Genomic DNA, 20,024 nt, shown 5'->3' with positions numbered 1-20,024 from the left:
TCATGGTCTACGCCATATCCGCTATTACGTTACGGTCAAATTTAAGGTATACTGGTTGTATTGGGATTGATTCTCATTATTATTTACTGAAAAATATTGAGTAAGAAAATACTCTATCCGATAAGGAGGCAATTATATGTTTGTACAAATGCGAAAATGGGTCGTAACCGAAGGAAATTCAGATAAAATTTTAAAGCGATTTAAGAAAAAGCCAGAGGATGGTCCGTCGCTTATTGAACAGCGTGAAGGATTTCTCGGTCGTGAGCTGCTAGTCAAAAAGACACGCCGCGGCGATGAAGAAGTCATTATGATGGTCCGTTGGGAGTCAGAAGAGGCCTGGAAGGCGTGGGAGAAAAGCCCCGAGCATATTGCAGGGCATCGTGCAAAGCTGAAGGATGGAAAACCACCACAGCCAGAATATATCGTTAGCATGGAGCACGGCGGATACATTGTTGTCGACTAAGACAAGACCTGTAATAGCTTGCTTGCAAAAACGATAGCAAGCGCAAGCTAGACACTGGAATGAACTGATTATCGTGTTAAGCTGATTGCTAACCTCTCAAAATCAAGCTTAATCGTATTCCTGCGAGCTTTACTTCAACTATGAATGGGAGTATGATTCATCCATATACGATGCAAACTATAATCTGATCGCTGAACTTCCTGTTAGGGGAACCGGGGGAACCAATTTTCGGGGTGAATCCTTTAGTCACGGTATGGCTTAAGGTAGGGCAACTCTCAATCGTCCGAATCCGTCAGCTAACCTCGTAAGCGTATTGAGAGGGTGTTGAAGCTTGTGCTCATAAGCAATCTATGACCACAGGGGAGTCCCCTGTGGTTTTTTGCGTTTTTATATCGAACGATCACTGTGTAGGAGAGGATACTGTGAAGCAATTTATCGTAGTTGGATTGGGCCGTTTTGGATTAAGTGTAACGAAAACCTTACTATCGATGGGATATGAGGTTCTAGCTATAGATAAGGATCCTAAAAAAGTGCAGGAATGTGCTTCCTTTGCTACCGATGTATACCGTGCTGAAGCTACAGACGAGAAAACACTGCTTGAGCTAGGTGTCCATAATATGGATCATGCGATTGTTGCTATTGGAGATGATCTGCAGGCAAATATTTTAGCAACCATTCAATTAAAAAATTTAGGCGTAAAAACGATCACTGCAAAGGCTGTTAGTGACCTGCACCACAAGGTGCTTGAGAAACTCGGCGTCGATCACATTATTCATCCTGAGCGCGATACTGGAGTGAGGGTTGCGCATCAGATTACGTCACAGCATTTGATTGAATTTTTGGAGGTAGCGCCTGAGTATAGTCTGGTCGAGATCTATGCGCCGCCCTCCATGTGTGGTAAATCATTAAAACAGCTTAAAATGCGCGCCAGCTATGGCTGCAATATTATTGCGATCCGAACAAAGGATAACCAAATGAATATATCGCCGACTGCTGATGATCAGATATCTCATGGAGATATTCTTGTCATTATTGGCAGCAACAAAGGTATTGCGCATTTGGAGAAAAGATACGTTCGAACTAAAGAAATGCTCAAGTAGAAGAATAAAAGCCGTCAGGCTCTGGTCTTCACTCCATCCAATGAAGGTTGGAGCTGCAATCAGTGCCTGACGGCTTTACTTTACATACATGCAATTATTTATTTCAATTCAGCCAAAATTTCATCAATTTTAGCAAGCTCAGATTGCAAGCCGCCACCGCTTAGGTACCATAGCGGACCATCCAGGTATACGATGCGGTTGTTTTGGTATGCAGTCGTTTTCTTAATAATATCATTTTCCATATCTGCTTGGATATTGGACTCTCCACCAGTAGCAGCTGTGCGGTCAATGACGAACAGCACTTCTGGGTTGAATTCAAGAATTGCTTCAAAGCCAAAGTTAGAGCCGTGAGAAGAAGATTGAATATCTTCCGTTACTGGCTTGAAGCCGTAAATGTCATACATATAGCCGAAACGAGAATTGGTAGCGAAGCCAGACAGCTTGCCCTCGTTGTACATCGTTACTAATGTATTTTCAAAATTGCCTGCCAGTGCTTTGATTTCTTCCAATTTGGAATCGAATTGAGCCAAATACTCTTCAGCTTCAGCTTCTTTGCCGAACATTTTCGCTGCTACATCCACAGATGACAGGAATGTATTCCAGTAATCGTCTTGTGTTGCACCTACGAATACGACAGGCGCAATTTCTTGGAACTCTTCATAGAACGTAGATTGACGACCAGAGATGAAAATAACGTCTGGTTTGATTTCTGCAATATCTTCAAGCAAAGGCGTCTTCAAGTTTCCGATGCTTACATATTCGTCAGCAGAATATTTAGAAAGATGAGCTGGAAGCGTTGAATCCTTGGCTACCCCAATAATTCCTTCAACGCCTAGCGCATCCAATGTATCAAGGAAGCCATAATCGAATACTACGATTTTTTCTGGCATCGTTTCAAATGTAACATCTTCAAACGCAATTGTGCCTTTATCTTCTGTTTCAGCTGAAGCTACAGTAGAGGAAATGGTTAACGGGTAAACTGCAGAGCCTTGTGCCGCAACAGCTGGTTCCTCTGTATCATTGCCCTGTGCTGCTGTATTTCCAGCGGTCGTTTGATTTACTGCTTCTTCCTTCTCTGTACCGCAACCAACCAGTGCTAGAGAAATGGCTAAAACTGCACCTGCTACCTTCCACATCTTTTTCATGTACGCTCTCCCCTTATTTCTATGTTATATTACAATTCTATACAATGATAATCATTATCACTGACAACGATTCTCATTATAGATGTAATTTGCGATAACGTCAATACTATTTTGCAAAATTAATCACTTTGTCGCACATGTATACACGGTAGTGGATAACGGAATGACGAGCGTCCTGCATTCCAAACCATTGCGGCTGCACCAGAACTTTACAAAAAAACTGCCTGGATCACTCCAGACAGTTATCTTACGTATGAGAATTAAAATATACGCAAATTCGGCAGCCATTCTGTTCTTGAATCGGGATTTCCATATCGTAGATATCGCGCAAGGCGTCCGAATTAATAATTTCATGGGTAGGACCGTTTTTCACCAGCTTGCCATCCTTCAGCGCAACAATGCGATCGGAATATACGGAAGCAAAGTTAATGTCATGCAGCACGATAATAACCGTTTTGCCCAGCTCATCAACTAGTCTGCGCAATATTTTCATAATTTGCACCGAATGCTTCATATCCAAATTGTTAAGCGGCTCATCCAGCAAAATATATTCTGTATCCTGTGCGATGACCATCGCAATAAACGCGCGCTGCTTCTGACCGCCAGACAGCTCATCCAAAAACTTATCCTGCATATCCGCCAGATTCATATACTCAATTGCTTGATCGACAAACTGCTCATCCTCCGGCGTTAGACGACCTTTTGAATACGGATAGCGCCCAAACGCCACCAGCTCGCGTACTGTTAACCGTACGCTAATATGATTAGACTGCTTTAGAATCGAGACGCGCTTGGCAAATTCGCCTGATTTCCACTTCTTCACGTTGTTTTGATCAAGCAGCACCTCGCCCGTATCTGCTTCAAGCAGTCGGCTGACCATAGAAAGCAGCGTAGATTTACCGGCACCGTTCGGTCCGATAAATGACGTAATCGTTTTGGGCTCAATCGTAATGGATACATCCTCTACAACCGGCTTTTTGCCGAATCGTTTCGTTAGTCCTTTGATTTCAATCATCCCGCTGCCCTACTTTCTTTGAGTAATAAGTAAATAAAGTACACGCCGCCTACAAAGTTAATAATGACGCTAAGCGTTGTACGCAATTCAAAAATATGCTCGACGAGGAACTGACCTCCTACAATGGCGATAATCGCAATCAGGCTTGCGCCTAAAATCAACACCGAATGCTTGTAGGTCACTAAAAATTGATATGCCAAATTCGCTACAATTAAGCCTAAAAACGTTATCGGCCCTACTAATGCCGTGGAAGTCGCAATAAGCACAGCTGATAAAATCAGCATATTCATCGTCACGCGATCGTAATTGATTCCCAAATTCATTGCATTCTCACGACCAAGTGACATGACATCGAGCTTATGCAGCATGCGATAGCCTACTATAAAGGCTAGCACCAAAATCGCAGCAGCAATTACCAGCAAATCCTTCTTCACATTGGTAAAGTTAGCAAACAAACGATTCTGCAGGCTTAAATATTCAACAGGATCGATAATGACCTGCAGGAATGTCACCAAGCTGCCAAGCAGCGTCCCGATAATCATCCCGATCAACAGCAATAAATAGATCGGATGCTTATCGGCTCGGAACAGAAACCTATATAATACAAGCGCGAACAATACCATCGCGAAAATAGCTGCTCCAAAATTGAGATACTTATTCAATACCCAGATCGATACCGATCCTGCAAAAAAGTAAATCAGCGTTTGCACGACCTCATACATCGAGTCGAGCCCCATAACGGAAGGCGTTAAAATTCGATTATGCGTAATCGTCTGAAATATAACCGTTGAATACGCAATCGCGATGCCTGTAATGACCATTGCTGCTACTCGAATCATACGGCGTGGAAATGCGTAATCGAAACCGCCCTTAATATCGTATAACCCATAAAATAATATACATATAATAGCCAGTATTCCTAGTCCAATCAGCTTCGTACTATTTTTTCGCATAGGCTCTCCCCCTAAACAGCATAATTAAGAAGATCGCACTACCGATTACTGCAACGGTTACGTTGACTGGAATCTCATATGGATGAATGATAACACGTCCAATAATGTCACATAATAATAGGAACGCAATTCCTAGCGCTGCTGTATGTGGAATCGTTTTGCGTAAATTATCTCCCAAATACAGAGAAACGATATTAGGTACAATTAATCCTAAAAACGGAATAACCCCAACCGTAAGTACGACAGTTGTAGCAATTATTGCAACAAGAATAAGTCCAATATTCAAAACGACTTTATAGCTTAAGCCCAAATTTTTCGCAAAGTCCTCACCCATACCAGCAACCGTAAATTTGTTCGCATATAGATAAGCGAGAATGACAGCAGGAATACTGAGGTACAGCAGCTCATATCGCCCAGATATAATCAGTGTGAAACTGCCCATTAGCCATGAGGAAATATTTTGTATGAGATCGTTCTCATACGCAAAAAACGTCGTGATCGATGACAAAATATTGCCGTACATAATTCCGATCAGTGGAACAAAGATAACATCCTTGAATTTGATGCGGTCCAGAATTTGCATAAACAACAAGGTGCCGAAGAGCGCGAATACAAAGCTGAATATGATTTGCTGGGTGTACGTTACATTCGTAAAAAACAGCATGGAGATTAGAATTCCAAGCTTTGCTGCATCCAACGTACCTGCAGTTGTTGGCGATACAAATTTGTTGCGGCTTAAAGACTGCATAATTAAACCGGCAATACTCATGCCTGCGCCTGCCAATATGATCGCCATTAAGCGTGGAACTCGACTGATAAGGAAAATTTCGATTTTATCGGTGTTTCCGTTGATCAAATCACTAATTCTAATATCAATTGCTCCTATAAACAGCGAAACGCATGACAGGACTACAATGGCAATTATTAACATCCATAGTCTCATGTGGCATCCTCATCATGTTTTATTTCAGTATGAAAGTTGAAAACGATTATCATTCTGAGTGTACGATTTCAATTATAGTAAAACCATGCCTTAAAATCAATGACGTAATTTATCGCAATCTTGCATACTATGTCGCTACTTCGGCTTTAACAAGCAGCAATAACTCGCTTTATTCTCAACCTTCCACTTGGCCTTTGTATTATGTTCGCCGCTTGTGAATTCTCTTTTGAAGAGTTTGCATATTTCGCTGCACAATAAACCATGCTACATCTTAGATCGACAGAAAAGGAGCAAATACGATGAGCGAAAGGGACTTTATCCATAATAAGCATGAACGCACTGACAACAATGACCAACGTAAAAACAAGGTTCATGGCGGCGAATACCGCAATGGTCGTCTCAGCCAAATGAAAAACAATAATCCTGATGGCGATGATGTACCTAATGAGTTCATTAGCCACCGCGACCACAGTTAACATACAAAATCGACTGCCTGAAATGGCAGTCGATTTTGTATGTTAACCATTGGTTATAACTTGGATTAAAAGCTAAATAAAATAGCAAATCGAATTTACCAATGCATATGAATATAGAAAGGACGAACATATCATGAGTCATCGCTTCGAAGGTAAGGTAGCATTAATTACAGGTGGAGGTTCTGGCCTTGGACAAGCCACTGCCCTGCAGCTCGCAAAGGAGGGCGCCAAGCTCTCATTAGTAGACCTAAATCAGGAAGGCTTAGAGGCCACTAAGCAACTAATCCAACAAGCTGCACCACAGGCTGAAGTACTGTTAATTACTGCTGATGTTTCAAACGAGCAGGCTGTTTCTGACTACGTCAATCAAACCATCCAAGCATTCAACCGAATTGATAGCTTCTTTAACAATGCAGGCATTGAAGGCAAGCAAAACCTAACAGAAGACTATGGGATCGAGGAGTTTCGTAAAGTCGTCACTATTAATTTAAATGGTGTGTTTTATGGCTTAAAGTACGTGCTTGAAGTGATGAAGAAGCAAGGTTCTGGGGCGATAGTCAATACCGCTTCCGTCGGAGGGATTCGCGGAGTAGGCAATCAATCAGGCTATGCAGCTAGTAAGCATGGCGTTGTTGGTCTAACACGCAACTCCGGTATTGAGTATGGCGAGTATGGAATCACAATTAATGCGATTGCGCCAGGCGCCATTATGACACCAATGGTCGAAGGTTCATTGAAGCAATTGGACCCGGTTAATTGGGAGGAGGCAGGAAAACAATTCGTACAATCAAACCCGATGAAGCGCTTTGGCAAGCCAGAGGAAGTCGCCTACTTAGTCGCTTTTCTTTTATCAGAGCAAGCTTCCTTTATTAACGCAACCGTTATTCCAATTGATGGCGGTCAATCGTATAAGTATTAGTGTTTATGCAAACAGCAGCAGCCTCTTTTGACTGCTGTTGTTTGCATGTATAACATTTATCGATGTGCTGTATAGACATTCGCTTTGCTTATCGCACGAATAAAGGCAATCTGATCGCTAGTTAACGGCGGCATAGCAGCTGCTGCTGCATTTTGCTTCAGTTGTTCCAATGTACGCGCTCCCGGGATCGCTGCTGCTACGGCAGGATGGCTCAAGGAATAACGAATCGCAAGCTGGGTAAGATTCTGATCGATCTGCTCCAGCTGCTCACGAAGCGAAGCGAGGTCCTCCAGCTCATAATCCAGCGCTCCTTTAACGGGCTGACGACCAGTAGCTAATGCGCCACTCGCTAGAGGTCCGCGTGCAATTACACTTACTTGAGCCTGCTCAAGCAGCGGCAGCACCTCTTCCTCTGCTCGACGATCAACGATGCTGTATTGATTCATGACGCTTGCGATAGAGGAACGAGAAACATATTCACGAATAACATTGGGACGAATCGATGAAATGCCGTATGCCCGAATAACGCCTTCCTGCTTTAACTGCTCGAACGCTTCAATCGTTTCATCAATATTGTCCTCGATCATTCCGCCATGAAGCTGATACAGATCGATATAATCAGTGCCAAGTCGCTTTAAGCTCCCTTTAACAGCCTCTACTATGTATGCTTTAGAAGCATCCCACACCCAGCCCTCTTGCCCGGGAATACGTCGATTGCCAACCTTAGTTGCTAAAATTACTTGATCGCGCTTGCCTGCAATTGCCTTTCCAACGATCTCCTCATTACGACCGTTGTCGTACAAATCCGCCGTATCCAGAAAATTCACTCCTAAATCAAGCGCTGCATCGATGATTGCAGCAGCTTGCCGCTCATCTGTACCCAGCGACATGCAGCCAAGCCCGATTTCACTTACGAAAAGCTCTGATTGCCCTAATTGATTTTTCTTCACAACTTTCAGCCTCCTGTCTCCTGCTCCGTATAGACGAAGCCCATTTATAATATCGGTGAAAGCAATCGCGAAAAGCCTTCTTTTAATTTTATGATGAGTGATCGCTCTTTATAGCGCTCGAGTGTAAGCTCAGTGCTCGACTCACTATCTTGAAGAAACATCGCATGCAGTTGCTTCGCGATCTTCTCATCGTACACAATCGCATTGACCTCGAAATTCAATCTGAAGCTGCGTGGGTCAATATTCATCGTACCAACGGATGCCACTTCTTGATCAACTACAATCGTTTTGGCATGCAAAAACCCTTTTTCATAGGTCAGAAATTTCGCGCCATACTTTAACAGCTCACCAGCATAAGCCCAGGTTGCCCAATATACAAACGGATGATCAGGCTTGTTCGGAATCATAATTCGCAAGTCAACGCCTGACAATAGCGCGATTCTGCACGCGTCCATGAAGCTTGGGTCAGGAATAAAGTACGGTGTTTGAATATAGACGCTTTGCTTGGCAGACATAATGAGCTTTATGTACATATACTTAAGACGCTCGGTTTCCGAGTTAGGACCGCTGGAAATAATTTGAACAGGACTTGTGCCATGATGCTTTTCCGTTCGATATGAGAATTCGAAAGGACTTTCGTTCCGCTTTCCAGCCTGATGCCAATCGAGAATGAAACGTCCCTGTATATCATTAACTGCACTGCCCCGAATACGAAAATGTGTATCGCGCCAGTAGCCGAATCGCTTATTGTTTCCCAGATATTCATTCCCTACGTTAAAGCCGCCTATGTAGGCGATGTCACCGTCAATGATGCACAGCTTACGATGGTTTCGGTTGTTGATGCGAAAATTGATCGGTCTTAATAAAGAAGGAAAGAATACCTCCACTTCACCGCCTGCCTGACGCAACTCCTGAAAGAACTTCGGTGAAACCCTTCTCGAACCGACCTCGTCATACAGAAGTCGTACTTTCACGCCTTCCTGCGCTTTAACTGTTAGCTCATCTCGTAATTGCTTTCCTAAGGAATCGTTCTGGATGATGTAATATTGGATATTAATTTCGTGCTTGGCAGCGCGAATATCAGCGAACAGCGTATCGAATTTCTGCTGACCATCATTGAGAATTTCGATTTCGTTGTCATCCGACATCAATGCATGCGCTGCCTCAAGATTCATACTAATTAGATCAGAGTATCGGTTCAGCACAGGAGATGAACGCTTGCCTGGCTCTTTGAACTCGACGAGCTGCTTGTCAACCTCCGCTTGAAGAAAGTCTCGTTCTTCAGATGACAGCCCATAGAAATTTTCCTTAACCAGCTTTCGTCCTAAAAATATGTATATCAAAAACCCCAGTATCGGTATGAAAAATAAAACGAGCAGCCACGCCCATGTATAGCCAATATCTCTTCTTTCGAAAAACAGCACCCCTGCCGAAAGAATAATATTGACGACCGTTATAAGCGATACAATTAATGTAATTAGATTTCCTGCTTCCATCACATAATCCTTTCCTTGGACTTATTAATTACGCAGCTTGTATCATACATTATGTGCTTGCTATTGCTTGTTTAGAAAACGACTCAAAGCAGAGACTAATAGATCATGATCCTCCTGATCGGGCAGTCCTGATACAGTAATCGTACCAACTTGGCCTTCACCTTCCACCATAATCGGGAAAGCTCCACCTGCTCCGACATAATCGGATAGCGGCAGCCCATCCCTCTCTTCAAGCGTTGTTCCTTCTTGACGGGCCAGTAAAGCTACATGCCATGAGCTTTTTCCAAAATGCTGAACCACATTATTTTTACGACGGATCCAGTCCTCATTTTCCACTGAAGTACCCGCCATAGCATGAGCGAACAGACGCTGACCATCTCGATAAATTTCTACCGTAATGCTTTTGCCAAGGCTTCTCGCTTCTTCGATAATGGTGAGTCCTACTTGCAGCGCGGTTTCATTAGTAAATGTGTGGAACCGTAGCTCTTGTTCCTCTTTCTCCATCTTAAGCAATTGATTGTTCACGCCTTTTCCTCCTGTTAGGTCATTTCAATTTCACCAAATATTTATGATCGATTTCACGATACCGTCATCATGATTACTTACGCCTTACGAGATTCGGAGGGAGAGTAAAATACATCACAATGCATATGCTGAATGGCTTCCCAGTTGCCGGGATTGGTAGTGTCTGGAGAACGGTTCTCCAGAATGGCTTGATATAGAGCGATTTTTTGTTCCAAATGTGCAACGTGAAGTTTTGCTTCTTCGAGCTTAACAAGCGCCGCTTCCTTATGCTCCATCATCAATGTACAGCGTTGCTGAATCGTAGCATCCCCTTCGAGACAGTAATCGACGTACATTTTAATGTCTTCAATCGGCATTCCAGACTGCTTGAGGCATTTGATGCCATGCAGCCAGTTAATCGATTGTTCGTCGAACAGCCGAATATTATTCTCATTGCGTTGTACACTTGGCACCAACCCTTTATCGGTATAAAAGCGTACAGCGTGCTCGGTCAGACCCGTTATCCGAGCCGCATCTTTGACCGTATACATGCATGGTTCCCCCTTCAAAAAAAATAATATAAGACCTCTTGACTTCGTGTAACACGAAGGCGCTAGGCTTATTATAAAGCAAATCGGCCGTAAGCGAAATCCTCGCTGTGGTGCCCCTATTTTTCGGGGAGACTCGACCGATTGCCATCATATATATGAACAATGGGAGGAATGACAATGCATACTGTAACATTGAACAACGGAGTGAAAATGCCGATTCTCGGCTTCGGTGTCTATCAGATTCCCGATGCTGAGCAATGTGAGAACGCGGTGTATGAAGCATTGATAGCCGGTTACCGCCTGATTGACACCGCTGCTGGATATCTGAATGAGGAAGCGGTCGGACGCGCGATCAAGCGCAGCGGCGTACCGCGTGAGGAGCTGTTCATCACGACCAAGCTTTGGATTCAGGATGCCGGCTATGAAAGCACCAAGCTGGCATTCGAAAAATCCTTGAAAAAGCTGCAGCTTGACTATCTTGATCTGTACCTTATTCACCAGCCGTTTGGTGATTACTACGGCGCTTGGCGAGCGATGGAAGACCTGTACCGTCAAGGCAAGATCAAGGCAATCGGTGTCAGCAACTTCCTGCCCGACCGTCTGATGGATCTCATCGTGCACAATGACATCGTGCCAGCCGTCAACCAGATCGAAACGCACCCGTTCTACCAGCAGTTCGACAGTGCTGCTTTTATGAAGGGGCAGGGCGTACAGCACCAGTCGTGGGCACCGTTCGCTGAAGGGCAAGGCAACATGTTCAGCAACGAGGTGCTGGCTTCGATCGGGGAAAAATACAACAAGTCTGTCGCTCAGGTTGTGCTGCGCTGGCTCGTTCAGCGTGGAGTCGTTGCAATTCCAAAATCGGTGCACAAGGAGCGGATCATCGAAAACTTCAATATTTTTGATTTTGAGCTAAGTGCCGACGATATTGAGAAGATTACTGCACTCGATACAGGAAAAACACTATTTCTATCGTATCACGATCCGAAATTCGCCAAGATGCTGGGCACATTGAGAGTCGATCTATAACGTTTATTGAGCTGTAATAAAAAGCCGAGAATCTCCAGAATATCGTTCTGGAGATTCTCGGCTTAAGTACATAACTATTATGGCTTAGCGATATCATTTCGCTATTAACCAACAATACCCGATCGTTCAATACTTTCCACAAAGTAACGCTGCACGACAAGATACAACGCTAGCAATGGGATAATGGCTAGCAATATCCCTGTATCCACAACCATTGCAACATGATTGGGATCAGCTTTAAACCCGGAGCTATGACTATACCCCATTAATACCGGTATATATTGATCTGCTTGTGTCGGCAGTGTAGCAACCTTCAATGACATCAAATCCATACCACTCATAAATAGCGTCGTATAAAATGTATCGTTATATTGCCATACGAAGCAGAACAAAACAACGGTTATAATGGGCGGCATTGCGTTAGGCAGCATTATTCTAAAAAATGTTGCAATCCCACCTGCCCCATCAATTAGAGAAGCCTCCTCAATCTCCTTAGGCAGCCCTTTAAAGAACTGACGGAAAATATAGATGAATAGTCCCGCCTTCAACCCAATCGCTGTTGCCGAAGTAATGATAGACGGCCAGTACGTATTCAGGAGATTGACCCCGGACTTTCCAGTAAACAGTTGTATTAAGCCAAAAACGTCAAAATTTTTGAAATGAATATAGTACGGGAGCATTAATGTTGTCGTTGGAATAAGTATCGTTACAACGACAAGGCCGAAAAATAGACCATTTCCCGGAAAGTCAAATCTAGCAAATCCATACCCTGCAAGTGCGCAGCTTGCTGCCGTTAATACCGTTACAACCATTACAAAAAGCAGAGTTTTACCGAGCATAGGGAAATAATCTAGAATACCCATTGCGAGTTGAACATTCTCCCAAGTAAAGTTTACAGGAATCATATAAATCGTAGGATTGTATATGTCACTCTTATCTTTAAATGCGACTGCAATCTTTTGTATAATCGGATAAATAATAATAAAGGATATCCCGATTACGAGTAAGGTTCGAAACAGAACGTATAGCTTGTCAAACACGTTTTGCTGCATCTTCTTATTTCGATAATAGCGTGCGTCATTTTGAATTTTATCCACTTGATAGCCTCCTTCCCCAAAATCATTCTTAGTTATAATGAATACGTTTCGCCAACACTAGACCAATGACAGCAAGGAACACACAGACAACTAGAGAGTAAATCCAAGACATTGCAGCACTCAAGCCGAAATTTTGTGTAGTGAAGGCTGTATCATAGATAAGTGTCGTAATCCTGCTTCCACTAAATGAATCAATGACCGTATAAATAATATTCGTCAGGATTAATGGACTCACCATCGGAAACGTAATTTTCCAGAACGATTCATAAGCGGTTGCTCCTTCCATCTTGGCAACCTCATACATGGAGCTTGGGACAGATTGCAAGGCTGCTAAGAAGATAAGAATCTGTACACCTGAGCTTGTAATAATGCTGTAGATCGATAAGATCGCGGTCACGATATAATCGGCAAATGATGCCGGTATCCCAACATCTAACAACATGTAAACCATCGACATGACATTGAAACTAGACGTTGAGGTTTGCATTTCATCGAGGTATGCACCTGTCCCGATCAAGTTAATGAGCCCGCTTCTTTCAGCTGATTCAATCGCATTAGACGCTAATATAACCGGCAAGAAAAAGATCGCTCTCGTTAACGAACGGCCGCGAAACTTTTGATTAAGAAGCGTTGCCGAAAATAAGCTGAAAAACAAAATCATCGGCACGGAGTAAACCATTTCAACAATCGAATCTACAAGGACACGATTGAAATTTAGATCAACAAAAAGCGCATTGTAAAAGTTATTCCATCCTACTGAGATAAGATCATAACCATCAGGCTGAATCGCCAATTTCGTAAAACTAAATCTCAACGATTGAATCAGCGGCGTCAAGTAAAGAAACAGAAATCCAATCAGCCAAGGTGCGATGAAGACAAAGCCTAGTAGAGACCGTTTGCGATGTAAGGATATGCCCTTGATCTTCATTAACGTACACCTCCTATAAAGTAGTGTTGAGGTGCAATAACTTGACCACGAACTACAGCCTCTTTATCGCTATAATTTACAATAATAGATTGACCATTATCATACTTCATTTCGATAAGCTCAGGATGATGAACCACTCGCTCTACCATAGCTGCACCGCTAACTTTCGAAAGCACGTCATTCACTTCGTTGTACATCTTAACCGCATCATCCAACCAGATTTGATACTGTGTGGAGAAATATTGATCATATCTCGTGAACTTTAATTGTGCCGAGTCGTCATAGCTCCATACAAAATGCGGGGATGCCCCCAGTTCTAAGCTTTTTAACAAATGCTTGTTAACATCTTGCTCATCGGATAAATTAATCGCACTTCCGCTATAAGGAATGAATCCATGCAATACCATTTGATAGAAAGGCACAGACTCATCAGTAAGACTAAAGCCGCTAGAGCTTGTTGGCGCATCCACGATATGATCAGCGTAAGCCCAGGCATAGGCATGACCACCGACAACGATTGTTTCATAGTTTTGATTGATGCCCTCAAGCACCTGCTGCGTGATTTGCTTAGCTGGATCACGATGTATAACCCTTGATGTTCGATAGTCAGAACCGACAACATTTCCAAGATCACGCAAGGAAAGGCCCGTCATATTATAAGTTGAATATTTTTTCAAAAATTGATCGACAAAGTAATTCAGCTTGGACGGCGATAACAAATAATAGCTGCCTAGATCTGAGCTCATCCGGCTTAGTGCACGATTGTAAGGATAGAGCTCTGCGACCTCTCTCGTTACAAATCGAGCAGCATCTGAAGATGGAGTAAATGCCTGATCATGCGCGTACATATACTGAAACGCTACATCAGGATATAAATTACCGCCTAAATTTTTCAGCTTCTGCGATAGTTGCTGCAGCTCCTTTTTGCTGCCTACAACGGAATCCAGTTTAATTTTAGAAGGAGTACGATGGGTAATCCCTTTATTAAACCAGCCCAAATATCTCATATTAATATTTTGGACACCGCGATTAGCTAGTTCATCTACGATAGCGGCAGCCTCATGATAAGTCGTTAGTGACTGGATATCACGATAAGGAACACCTAGAAAGGAATCTCTTGTATCATATGAACCTAGCATATCCAAGTAAAACGGAATGGACGAGGAAGCCTGTATCGGCTGAAGCACGCCAGACTCTACCAAATGTGTACGATACACTTGTGCCATACCGCTATACGAAGCCTGCTCCTTGCTTAATGGCGTATATCTGATCTCAAGATTCCCGTTATAACGCTCTTCATTAAGAATTTGAATGTCTTGATATACACTTCCTGTATACATTTCCAGCCAATCCTCACCACGAAGTCGGAACGATGCGTATACATTATTGTAGCTATTTCTCATCCCGCTAACGGAGCCTGTTATGCTACTACTGGCTTCACTAGACGTAATTTCGGCAAGCCATGCTGCATCATTACGCTTCATGCCAAATACCGGCATTCTCGCGCTTTCACTAACCATCCCTCTCGCCAAGCGCGTATTGTTAGGATCATCGCCATACACACGCTGGACGTATTGCTCTTCCTTAATTTTTCCATTATTCAAATAAATCAAGCTGCCCGATCCGTCTGGCACGAACATGTATCCTTCATCCTCTACGCCAGATGCACCGAAAAATGGTAAAACATCAATGGTACGAATAAGGTATGTCGAGGTTTCCTCAATGGTTGACGCAGGTACATTGACAACGAGCTGATCATTATGAAGCGTATATTCAAGAGCAATGGTGAACGTAGGCTTATCGCCTCCTGCACTAGCTCCGCCGCCATGTTCAGCTTCGTCAAACGCTAGATCCTCCTCCGTATAGCCCGCTTCTTCAAATGCCTTTATCATTTTGTTAAGGACAAGCTGCTTCTCCACCTGTGCATCTAAACGTTCCATTACCTCTGGATTAGTTTTAGATGCCATATAACGAGCTTTAACATAATTCGCACTCGCTTCAGATAAGTTCGAAATAATTTTCTGTTCGAACCGCTCCTTACTCATATATTTAGGCAGCGCATCAATTCCTTTAGAAACATCACCGAGTGTATAGACAACGCGAGCACCATCTGGGATGCTTTCAATCGTAAACTGTTCATTGGCTACACTTTTTTCATAATTGTTGTCTACAAACAAATTCCCCTGTCTGTCTCGATATTGAATAATTAATGTAGACGCCAGCACATTTTTCTCATAGGGAGAAGCGATCGCATCATCCTCAAGATCAGGCGGACTGCTGTACCATACGTCGTTCGTATCGAGCTTTACTAATGCAATTTCCGTCGTTGTCTCATTGATGAATAATGCCAGCTTACCGTTATCTGCAACAAGCTTCATCCCATCTACTGCTGCATGACTTTTCGCAGCTGCACTTGTAAACGGAACTCCCTCAGCTATTTGCGGCAGTTGCTTGAATGCCGTCAAGTCACTTGCGGGAGCTCCTTTATTTACTAAAAACAATGTACCGATGACAACCCCTATCACAAGGAGAGCACCGAGTACGGTGTATAACTTTTTCTTTTTCATGGATGCTCCCCCTTTTTATGTTCTAAACAGGATTTCACGATAAACGTTATAAATAAAATCATACATTTGCTGCAGCATACTAAATACTAGCGCTCCAAGGAATACGATAATGCCCATTACAATGATCGTTAAAACAATCGTTGTCACTGTTTTCAACACCGTATATTGATGGACCGTCATAATCCCGACAAAAAGCAGCCACACAAACCATAACGATGCAATAGATAGGAGCAAGTAATAAAACGCTACCTCCTCATTAGCCATGTAACGACTAATAAAGGTCATTGGCAAATAAACAATAATGAATGGCGTTAACGAGTAAGCTGTTGCTAATACAATCTCCTTAAACTTTCCTTCGCCTCCCATTAGCGTTGTAATGGACCAATTGGCCACACACCATAGGAAAAAAGGAAACAGAATGGTTGCGATATCCACTAAGCTGTTGAGCGTACGAGGATCATTGTAATTCACCAAAAATCCAGCGTATTTCTTTTGCAAAATAACCGCTAATATCGTTAAGACGATTAATGTAAAAGCAACCTTAAGCTTTCCTCTGTTCTCATATTTCATATCCCAAAAGCTTTCGAAGGGCTTAACGATCACTTGAAGTGGAAATTGGAAAAAGTCCTGCTTCATAGCGCTTGATCCCTCCCTGTCGACTGACTGATTATTGATTTACGATTGTTTTTACGTAGCTTTCGCCAAACCGTCCATGCAAGACCGATCACAATCCCTACAATCAGAACCGTCATGACTGTGCTAAAATGCTCCTTCATCTCTTCACGACGATACCGTTTATAGGCTACAGAATATTGCTTACGCTCCATTCCTTGCTTAAAGTAGTAGATCGCTTCTTCATTTTGTTTGCCCATGACAAGCGAACGACCAATCCCGATATACGCAACATCATAGTTGCTATTTAAAGAAAGCACCTCTTTCCACAGCGGAACCGCTTCTTCAGAATAGCCGTTATAATGCAAGCGTGACGCTTCTAATACCGTGCTGCCAAATTTCGTAGGCTCGAACACGGTAATATTCGCTCTGGCACGATCTAAAACATAGTAATGTTCCCCATCATACTCAATCGCGCTAACAGTCTTAAACGTACCGACTTGATTGCCCTTTGCACCAAAAATATAAAGCAGATTGCCTTCTGAATCATACGTAAATACTTTGCCCTGATTCATGTCCAGCGCACTATATAGACCATCACCCAAGTACTTAATGTCTATGAAAACAGATGGTCCAACTGATAATCGGAACAAAATATCGCCTTTAACATCAAAATAACCGTAGCGCTTCAAAACATCCTCCCCGGAAGGATTTAATCGTTTGATCGGTGTATCAGAGTTAATATCAATATTGGTGGCATACACAAATCCTTTTGCATCAATATCCAAGTTTGAAAATTCGGTTGGAATGAACAGTATCATTTGGTCTCGTTGCTGCTGGGTTGAGAACATGCGCCACACAATTTCATAATAATTACGACGAACTTCATTTTTACCGATATAACCTAGAAAAGTCCCATCCGTATCAAACTGCATAATGCCTTCAAACACACCATTCGCTACAACATACACACGCTTTGCTGCATCAACGGCTATTTTTTTCGGAACAAATTTGAAGCCCTCTGCAATAATATCCGACTTGGGATCTTCGATAATAAGGCGAGGCTTATCATGCTCATCAAAACCAATGACTTGACCTAATCCTGAATCCGCAACATACAGCAATTGATCTTGATCGACAAATAAGCCGATAGGATTTTGAAAGGAAACCTGCTCGCCGCTCTCTGTTTCATATCCGTCAAGTACGTTCATGACCTGCCAATTACGGTCTGTAATGACAATTCGCTTATTGCCTGTATCGGCAATGTATATCCTTCCATCATTGCCAATGACCATATCGTTAGGCTCTAGCAATTCCCCAATCCCCATGTCGATTCCATTCACGCTTTTCTTTGGTACAAAAGCTGCGGGCGAAGCGACTGACTCTTCCCAGTAATTATAGATGTAAGCTTCATATGGCGTGCTTGCCTCCGCTACCTCCAGGAAACTACTTGAGAGAATAAGGGAAGCCGCAAGTACCGAGCTAATCCATTTTTTGATAGACATCGTTTCCCTCCTACTCTTTCATACCTGAAGAGGCCATCGTTTCAATAATTCTACTTTGTGAAAATACGAATAGTGTAATCGGTACACTCATAAGGATAAGCGCAACAGCCGCTGCTGCACCTGCTCTGGCGATTCCTCCGTATATGATTTGATTCGCTGCAAAGTGCAAGCTCTTCAACTGTTCACTATAAATAAATCCGTTTCCGTCACTGCCCCATAAAATTTGGAATTGCAAAATAATAAGCGTTAGCCATGCAGGTTTTACGTTAGGCATAACGATCGTCCAAAAAATGCGATACTCGCTTGCTCCATCAATTTTAGCTGCCTCCAGCAAGGCATCAGGCATTTGCTCCATAAATTGCTTCATTAAATATAGACCTAAGGAATAAGCAAAAGCAGGAACAATAACTGCCCAATACGTATCGACTAGTCCTAACCAGCTCATGACCATATAGTTCGGAATAGCCGTTACTGCTGGTGCGAACATTAGAGATAATACAACAACTTGAAACATCATCTTTTTACCTGGGAAGTGATGCTTCGCTAATGGAAAGGCTGCCGCCGATGCAAAAATAACATGACCAATAACCCCCATTAGCGTTATGAATACCGTATTGAAAATATATCTGCTGAACGGAACCCACGATTCCCCTAATAGATTGAGCAAATCACTAAAGTTGTTTAGCGTCGGATTTCGCACAAATAGGGTTGGTGGGAACAAAAAGATTTCATCTAGCGGCTTAAATGCATTATTAATGGCATAAACCAGGGGTAGAACCATGAATGCTCCAAAGAAAACTAGTAATATAAATAAGCTGAAGCTTCCCCAGAACGAGCGATTCACCCTTTTCGTACGGAGTTTAAAGGAGAAGGGCATGCTCATTCACCTACCTTGCGTAATAGTTTTTGTACGATTAAGTTTGTTCCAAGCATAATAATGAATAGAATGGTTGCAATAGATGACGCATACCCCATTTCAAATCTCGTTGTACCATAGTCAATTAGATGGGTAACGATCGTTTCTGCGGCATAGTTTACACTTGGAAAACCTGCGAGTGCGATCGAAACATCTGCAACGGCAAGTGATGTTGTCAGCTGAATGACAGCACCAAACATGAGCTGCGGCTTCATGGATGGTAACGTAATGTACCAAAGCTCTTGCCAACGATTACGTACACCATCTACTGCCCCTGCTTCATATAAGGTACGATCCACTGTTTGTAGACCAGCAATAAATGCCAAGAAACCTGTTCCAAGTGACAACCACAGCTGCACGATTATTATGATCGGTAGGATATAGGCTTCTATTTTCAGCCACTGAACCGGCTCCATAAGCAAGCCCCATTTAATTAGAAAACCATTAGCAATCCCATAACGGTCACCCGAAAATATCATGAGCCAAATAAAAAACACGTTGCCTGAAATAGAAGGAGCATAGAAAACAAGCGTCATAAATGCTCTTAATTTAGGTGACAGCTCATTAATAATCCATGCAAACACAAAACAGGCAATATAGCTTATTGGACCTGTAATAACAGCAAATAAAATCGTATTTTTAATCGCTACTAAGAAAATATCATCCTCTAAAAACAGTCTGGAGTAATTGTGCCAGCCAACGAATTTAGGGAATTCAAGCATATTAAAATATGTGAAGCTTAAGATGATGGAAATGACAACAGGCAAAACGGTAAATACGCTGAACAATATCATATAAGGTGCAAGCAATATATAAGAATGCTTGCTCTTTTTCATCTCATGTTTTTTTAGACTC

General features: G+C 42.7%; 20 protein-coding genes and 1 riboswitch. Of the genes, 5 read left to right on the top strand and 15 right to left on the bottom strand.

Annotated elements, in window-relative coordinates; all coding sequences use genetic code 11:
* Positions 1-136 precede the first annotated feature (136 nt).
* Together ACFP56_RS12145 and ACFP56_RS12140 are read left to right on the top strand one after the other, a co-directional pair.
* Entirely contained in the window at positions 137-463 is a 327-nt protein-coding gene (locus ACFP56_RS12145; RefSeq protein WP_379234785.1) for an antibiotic biosynthesis monooxygenase family protein, read from the top strand.
* A 179-nt stretch (positions 464-642) separates the two neighbouring features.
* Positions 643-788, top strand: a riboswitch (cyclic di-AMP (ydaO/yuaA leader).
* A gap of 97 nt (positions 789-885) precedes the next feature.
* The gene (locus ACFP56_RS12140) at positions 886-1,563 is read left to right on the top strand and encodes a potassium channel family protein (RefSeq protein WP_379234783.1); all 678 of its coding nucleotides are present in this window, start codon (positions 886-888) and stop codon (positions 1,561-1,563) included.
* Positions 1,564-1,661: 98 nt separating this feature from the next.
* Here ACFP56_RS12140 and ACFP56_RS12135 read toward each other — a convergent pair whose 3' ends face one another.
* The 4 genes from ACFP56_RS12135 to ACFP56_RS12120 form a co-directional block, all read right to left on the bottom strand.
* The gene (locus ACFP56_RS12135; protein ID WP_379234781.1) at positions 1,662-2,708 is read right to left on the bottom strand and encodes a siderophore ABC transporter substrate-binding protein; all 1,047 of its coding nucleotides are present in this window, start codon (positions 2,706-2,708) and stop codon (positions 1,662-1,664) included.
* 247 nt (positions 2,709-2,955) lie between these two features.
* Entirely contained in the window at positions 2,956-3,723 is a 768-nt protein-coding gene (locus ACFP56_RS12130) for an iron ABC transporter ATP-binding protein (RefSeq protein ID WP_379234779.1), read from the bottom strand.
* On the bottom strand, positions 3,720-4,676 hold the full coding sequence (locus ACFP56_RS12125) for an iron chelate uptake ABC transporter family permease subunit (protein WP_379234777.1): 957 nt from the start codon (positions 4,674-4,676) through the stop codon (positions 3,720-3,722). Before ACFP56_RS12125 ends, ACFP56_RS12130 begins: the two co-directional genes overlap by 4 nt.
* Positions 4,663-5,619, bottom strand: coding sequence for an ABC transporter permease (locus ACFP56_RS12120; protein ID WP_379234775.1), 957 nt, complete (start codon positions 5,617-5,619; stop codon positions 4,663-4,665). The genes ACFP56_RS12125 and ACFP56_RS12120 overlap by 14 nt, the downstream gene beginning before the upstream one ends.
* Positions 5,620-5,918: 299 nt before the next feature.
* Here ACFP56_RS12120 and ACFP56_RS12115 point away from each other — a divergent pair, with 299 nt between their 5' ends.
* Both ACFP56_RS12115 and ACFP56_RS12110 read left to right on the top strand, forming a co-directional pair.
* On the top strand, positions 5,919-6,095 hold the full coding sequence (locus ACFP56_RS12115; protein ID WP_379234773.1) for a hypothetical protein: 177 nt from the start codon (positions 5,919-5,921) through the stop codon (positions 6,093-6,095).
* A 133-nt stretch (positions 6,096-6,228) separates the two neighbouring features.
* The gene (locus ACFP56_RS12110; RefSeq protein ID WP_379234771.1) at positions 6,229-7,014 is read left to right on the top strand and encodes a glucose 1-dehydrogenase; all 786 of its coding nucleotides are present in this window, start codon (positions 6,229-6,231) and stop codon (positions 7,012-7,014) included.
* Between the two features lie 56 nt (positions 7,015-7,070).
* On the opposite strand, the gene ACFP56_RS12105 is transcribed toward ACFP56_RS12110, so the two are convergent.
* The 4 genes from ACFP56_RS12105 to ACFP56_RS12090 all read right to left on the bottom strand — a co-directional run bounded on the left by ACFP56_RS12105 (position 7,071) and on the right by ACFP56_RS12090 (position 10,515).
* Positions 7,071-7,964 (bottom strand): aldo/keto reductase, encoded by an 894-nt coding sequence (locus ACFP56_RS12105; RefSeq protein ID WP_379234769.1) that lies wholly within the window; start codon positions 7,962-7,964, stop codon positions 7,071-7,073.
* A gap of 44 nt (positions 7,965-8,008) precedes the next feature.
* Positions 8,009-9,460 carry a cardiolipin synthase gene (cls, locus tag ACFP56_RS12100; RefSeq protein ID WP_379234767.1) on the bottom strand — a complete coding sequence of 484 codons (1,452 nt, stop codon included), beginning with the start codon at positions 9,458-9,460 and terminating at the stop codon, positions 8,009-8,011.
* Positions 9,461-9,520: 60 nt separating this feature from the next.
* Positions 9,521-9,985, bottom strand: coding sequence for a heme-degrading domain-containing protein (locus ACFP56_RS12095; protein ID WP_379234765.1), 465 nt, complete (start codon positions 9,983-9,985; stop codon positions 9,521-9,523).
* Positions 9,986-10,062: 77 nt separating this feature from the next.
* On the bottom strand, positions 10,063-10,515 hold the full coding sequence (locus ACFP56_RS12090; RefSeq protein ID WP_379234763.1) for a MerR family transcriptional regulator: 453 nt from the start codon (positions 10,513-10,515) through the stop codon (positions 10,063-10,065).
* Between the two features lie 177 nt (positions 10,516-10,692).
* Here ACFP56_RS12090 and ACFP56_RS12085 point away from each other — a divergent pair, with 177 nt between their 5' ends.
* Positions 10,693-11,544, top strand: a complete 852-nt coding sequence (locus ACFP56_RS12085; RefSeq protein WP_379234761.1) for an aldo/keto reductase — start codon at positions 10,693-10,695, stop codon at positions 11,542-11,544.
* A 104-nt stretch (positions 11,545-11,648) separates the two neighbouring features.
* On the opposite strand, the gene ACFP56_RS12080 is transcribed toward ACFP56_RS12085, so the two are convergent.
* The 7 genes from ACFP56_RS12080 to ACFP56_RS12050 all read right to left on the bottom strand — a co-directional run bounded on the left by ACFP56_RS12080 (position 11,649) and on the right by ACFP56_RS12050 (position 20,005).
* The gene (locus ACFP56_RS12080; RefSeq protein ID WP_379235879.1) at positions 11,649-12,596 is read right to left on the bottom strand and encodes a carbohydrate ABC transporter permease; all 948 of its coding nucleotides are present in this window, start codon (positions 12,594-12,596) and stop codon (positions 11,649-11,651) included.
* Between the two features lie 73 nt (positions 12,597-12,669).
* Complete coding sequence (locus ACFP56_RS12075; RefSeq protein ID WP_379234759.1) at positions 12,670-13,569, bottom strand: carbohydrate ABC transporter permease; 900 nt, start codon at positions 13,567-13,569, stop codon at positions 12,670-12,672.
* Positions 13,569-16,136, bottom strand: coding sequence for a DUF5696 domain-containing protein (locus ACFP56_RS12070; RefSeq protein ID WP_379234757.1), 2,568 nt, complete (start codon positions 16,134-16,136; stop codon positions 13,569-13,571). The genes ACFP56_RS12075 and ACFP56_RS12070 overlap by 1 nt, the downstream gene beginning before the upstream one ends.
* Before the next feature lie 15 nt (positions 16,137-16,151).
* Positions 16,152-16,772: a Yip1 family protein gene (locus ACFP56_RS12065; RefSeq protein WP_379234755.1), complete on the bottom strand. Its 621-nt coding sequence runs from the start codon at positions 16,770-16,772 to the stop codon at positions 16,152-16,154.
* Positions 16,769-18,253, bottom strand: coding sequence for a gluconolactonase (locus ACFP56_RS12060; RefSeq protein WP_379234753.1), 1,485 nt, complete (start codon positions 18,251-18,253; stop codon positions 16,769-16,771). Before ACFP56_RS12060 ends, ACFP56_RS12065 begins: the two co-directional genes overlap by 4 nt.
* 10 nt (positions 18,254-18,263) lie before the next feature.
* On the bottom strand, positions 18,264-19,136 hold the full coding sequence (locus tag ACFP56_RS12055) for a carbohydrate ABC transporter permease (protein WP_379234751.1): 873 nt from the start codon (positions 19,134-19,136) through the stop codon (positions 18,264-18,266).
* A complete protein-coding gene (locus tag ACFP56_RS12050; RefSeq protein ID WP_379235877.1) occupies positions 19,133-20,005 on the bottom strand; it encodes a carbohydrate ABC transporter permease in 873 nt (290 codons plus the stop codon). Before ACFP56_RS12050 ends, ACFP56_RS12055 begins: the two co-directional genes overlap by 4 nt.
* Positions 20,006-20,024 lie beyond the last annotated feature (19 nt).

Source organism: Paenibacillus septentrionalis, from assembly GCF_042659865.1.
In the GTDB taxonomy this organism is placed as follows: domain Bacteria; phylum Bacillota; class Bacilli; order Paenibacillales; family Paenibacillaceae; genus Pristimantibacillus; species Pristimantibacillus septentrionalis.
This window is presented reverse-complemented; position numbering and strand designations above follow the sequence as displayed.

Bases quoted from the DNA above. Each gene is read 5' to 3' on its own strand.
- cls (WP_379234767.1), bottom strand. From the start codon at position 9,460: ATGGAAGCAGGAAATCTAATTACATTAATTGTATCGCTTATAACGGTC.
- ACFP56_RS12065 (WP_379234755.1), bottom strand. From the start codon at position 16,772: ATGAAGCAGGACTTTTTCCAATTTCCACTTCAAGTGATCGTTAAGCCC.
- ACFP56_RS12060 (WP_379234753.1), bottom strand. From the start codon at position 18,253: ATGTCTATCAAAAAATGGATTAGCTCGGTACTTGCGGCTTCCCTTATT.
- ACFP56_RS12135 (WP_379234781.1), bottom strand. From the start codon at position 2,708: ATGAAAAAGATGTGGAAGGTAGCAGGTGCAGTTTTAGCCATTTCTCTA.
- ACFP56_RS12115 (WP_379234773.1), top strand. From the start codon at position 5,919: ATGAGCGAAAGGGACTTTATCCATAATAAGCATGAACGCACTGACAAC.
- ACFP56_RS12055 (WP_379234751.1), bottom strand. From the start codon at position 19,136: ATGAGCATGCCCTTCTCCTTTAAACTCCGTACGAAAAGGGTGAATCGC.
- ACFP56_RS12075 (WP_379234759.1), bottom strand. From the start codon at position 13,569: ATGAAGATCAAGGGCATATCCTTACATCGCAAACGGTCTCTACTAGGC.
- ACFP56_RS12110 (WP_379234771.1), top strand. From the start codon at position 6,229: ATGAGTCATCGCTTCGAAGGTAAGGTAGCATTAATTACAGGTGGAGGT.
- ACFP56_RS12070 (WP_379234757.1), bottom strand. From the start codon at position 16,136: ATGAAAAAGAAAAAGTTATACACCGTACTCGGTGCTCTCCTTGTGATA.
- ACFP56_RS12120 (WP_379234775.1), bottom strand. From the start codon at position 5,619: ATGAGACTATGGATGTTAATAATTGCCATTGTAGTCCTGTCATGCGTT.
- ACFP56_RS12080 (WP_379235879.1), bottom strand. From the start codon at position 12,596: ATGCAGCAAAACGTGTTTGACAAGCTATACGTTCTGTTTCGAACCTTA.
- ACFP56_RS12130 (WP_379234779.1), bottom strand. From the start codon at position 3,723: ATGATTGAAATCAAAGGACTAACGAAACGATTCGGCAAAAAGCCGGTT.
- ACFP56_RS12090 (WP_379234763.1), bottom strand. From the start codon at position 10,515: ATGTATACGGTCAAAGATGCGGCTCGGATAACGGGTCTGACCGAGCAC.
- ACFP56_RS12125 (WP_379234777.1), bottom strand. From the start codon at position 4,676: ATGCGAAAAAATAGTACGAAGCTGATTGGACTAGGAATACTGGCTATT.
- ACFP56_RS12085 (WP_379234761.1), top strand. From the start codon at position 10,693: ATGCATACTGTAACATTGAACAACGGAGTGAAAATGCCGATTCTCGGC.
- ACFP56_RS12050 (WP_379235877.1), bottom strand. From the start codon at position 20,005: ATGAAAAAGAGCAAGCATTCTTATATATTGCTTGCACCTTATATGATA.
- ACFP56_RS12145 (WP_379234785.1), top strand. From the start codon at position 137: ATGTTTGTACAAATGCGAAAATGGGTCGTAACCGAAGGAAATTCAGAT.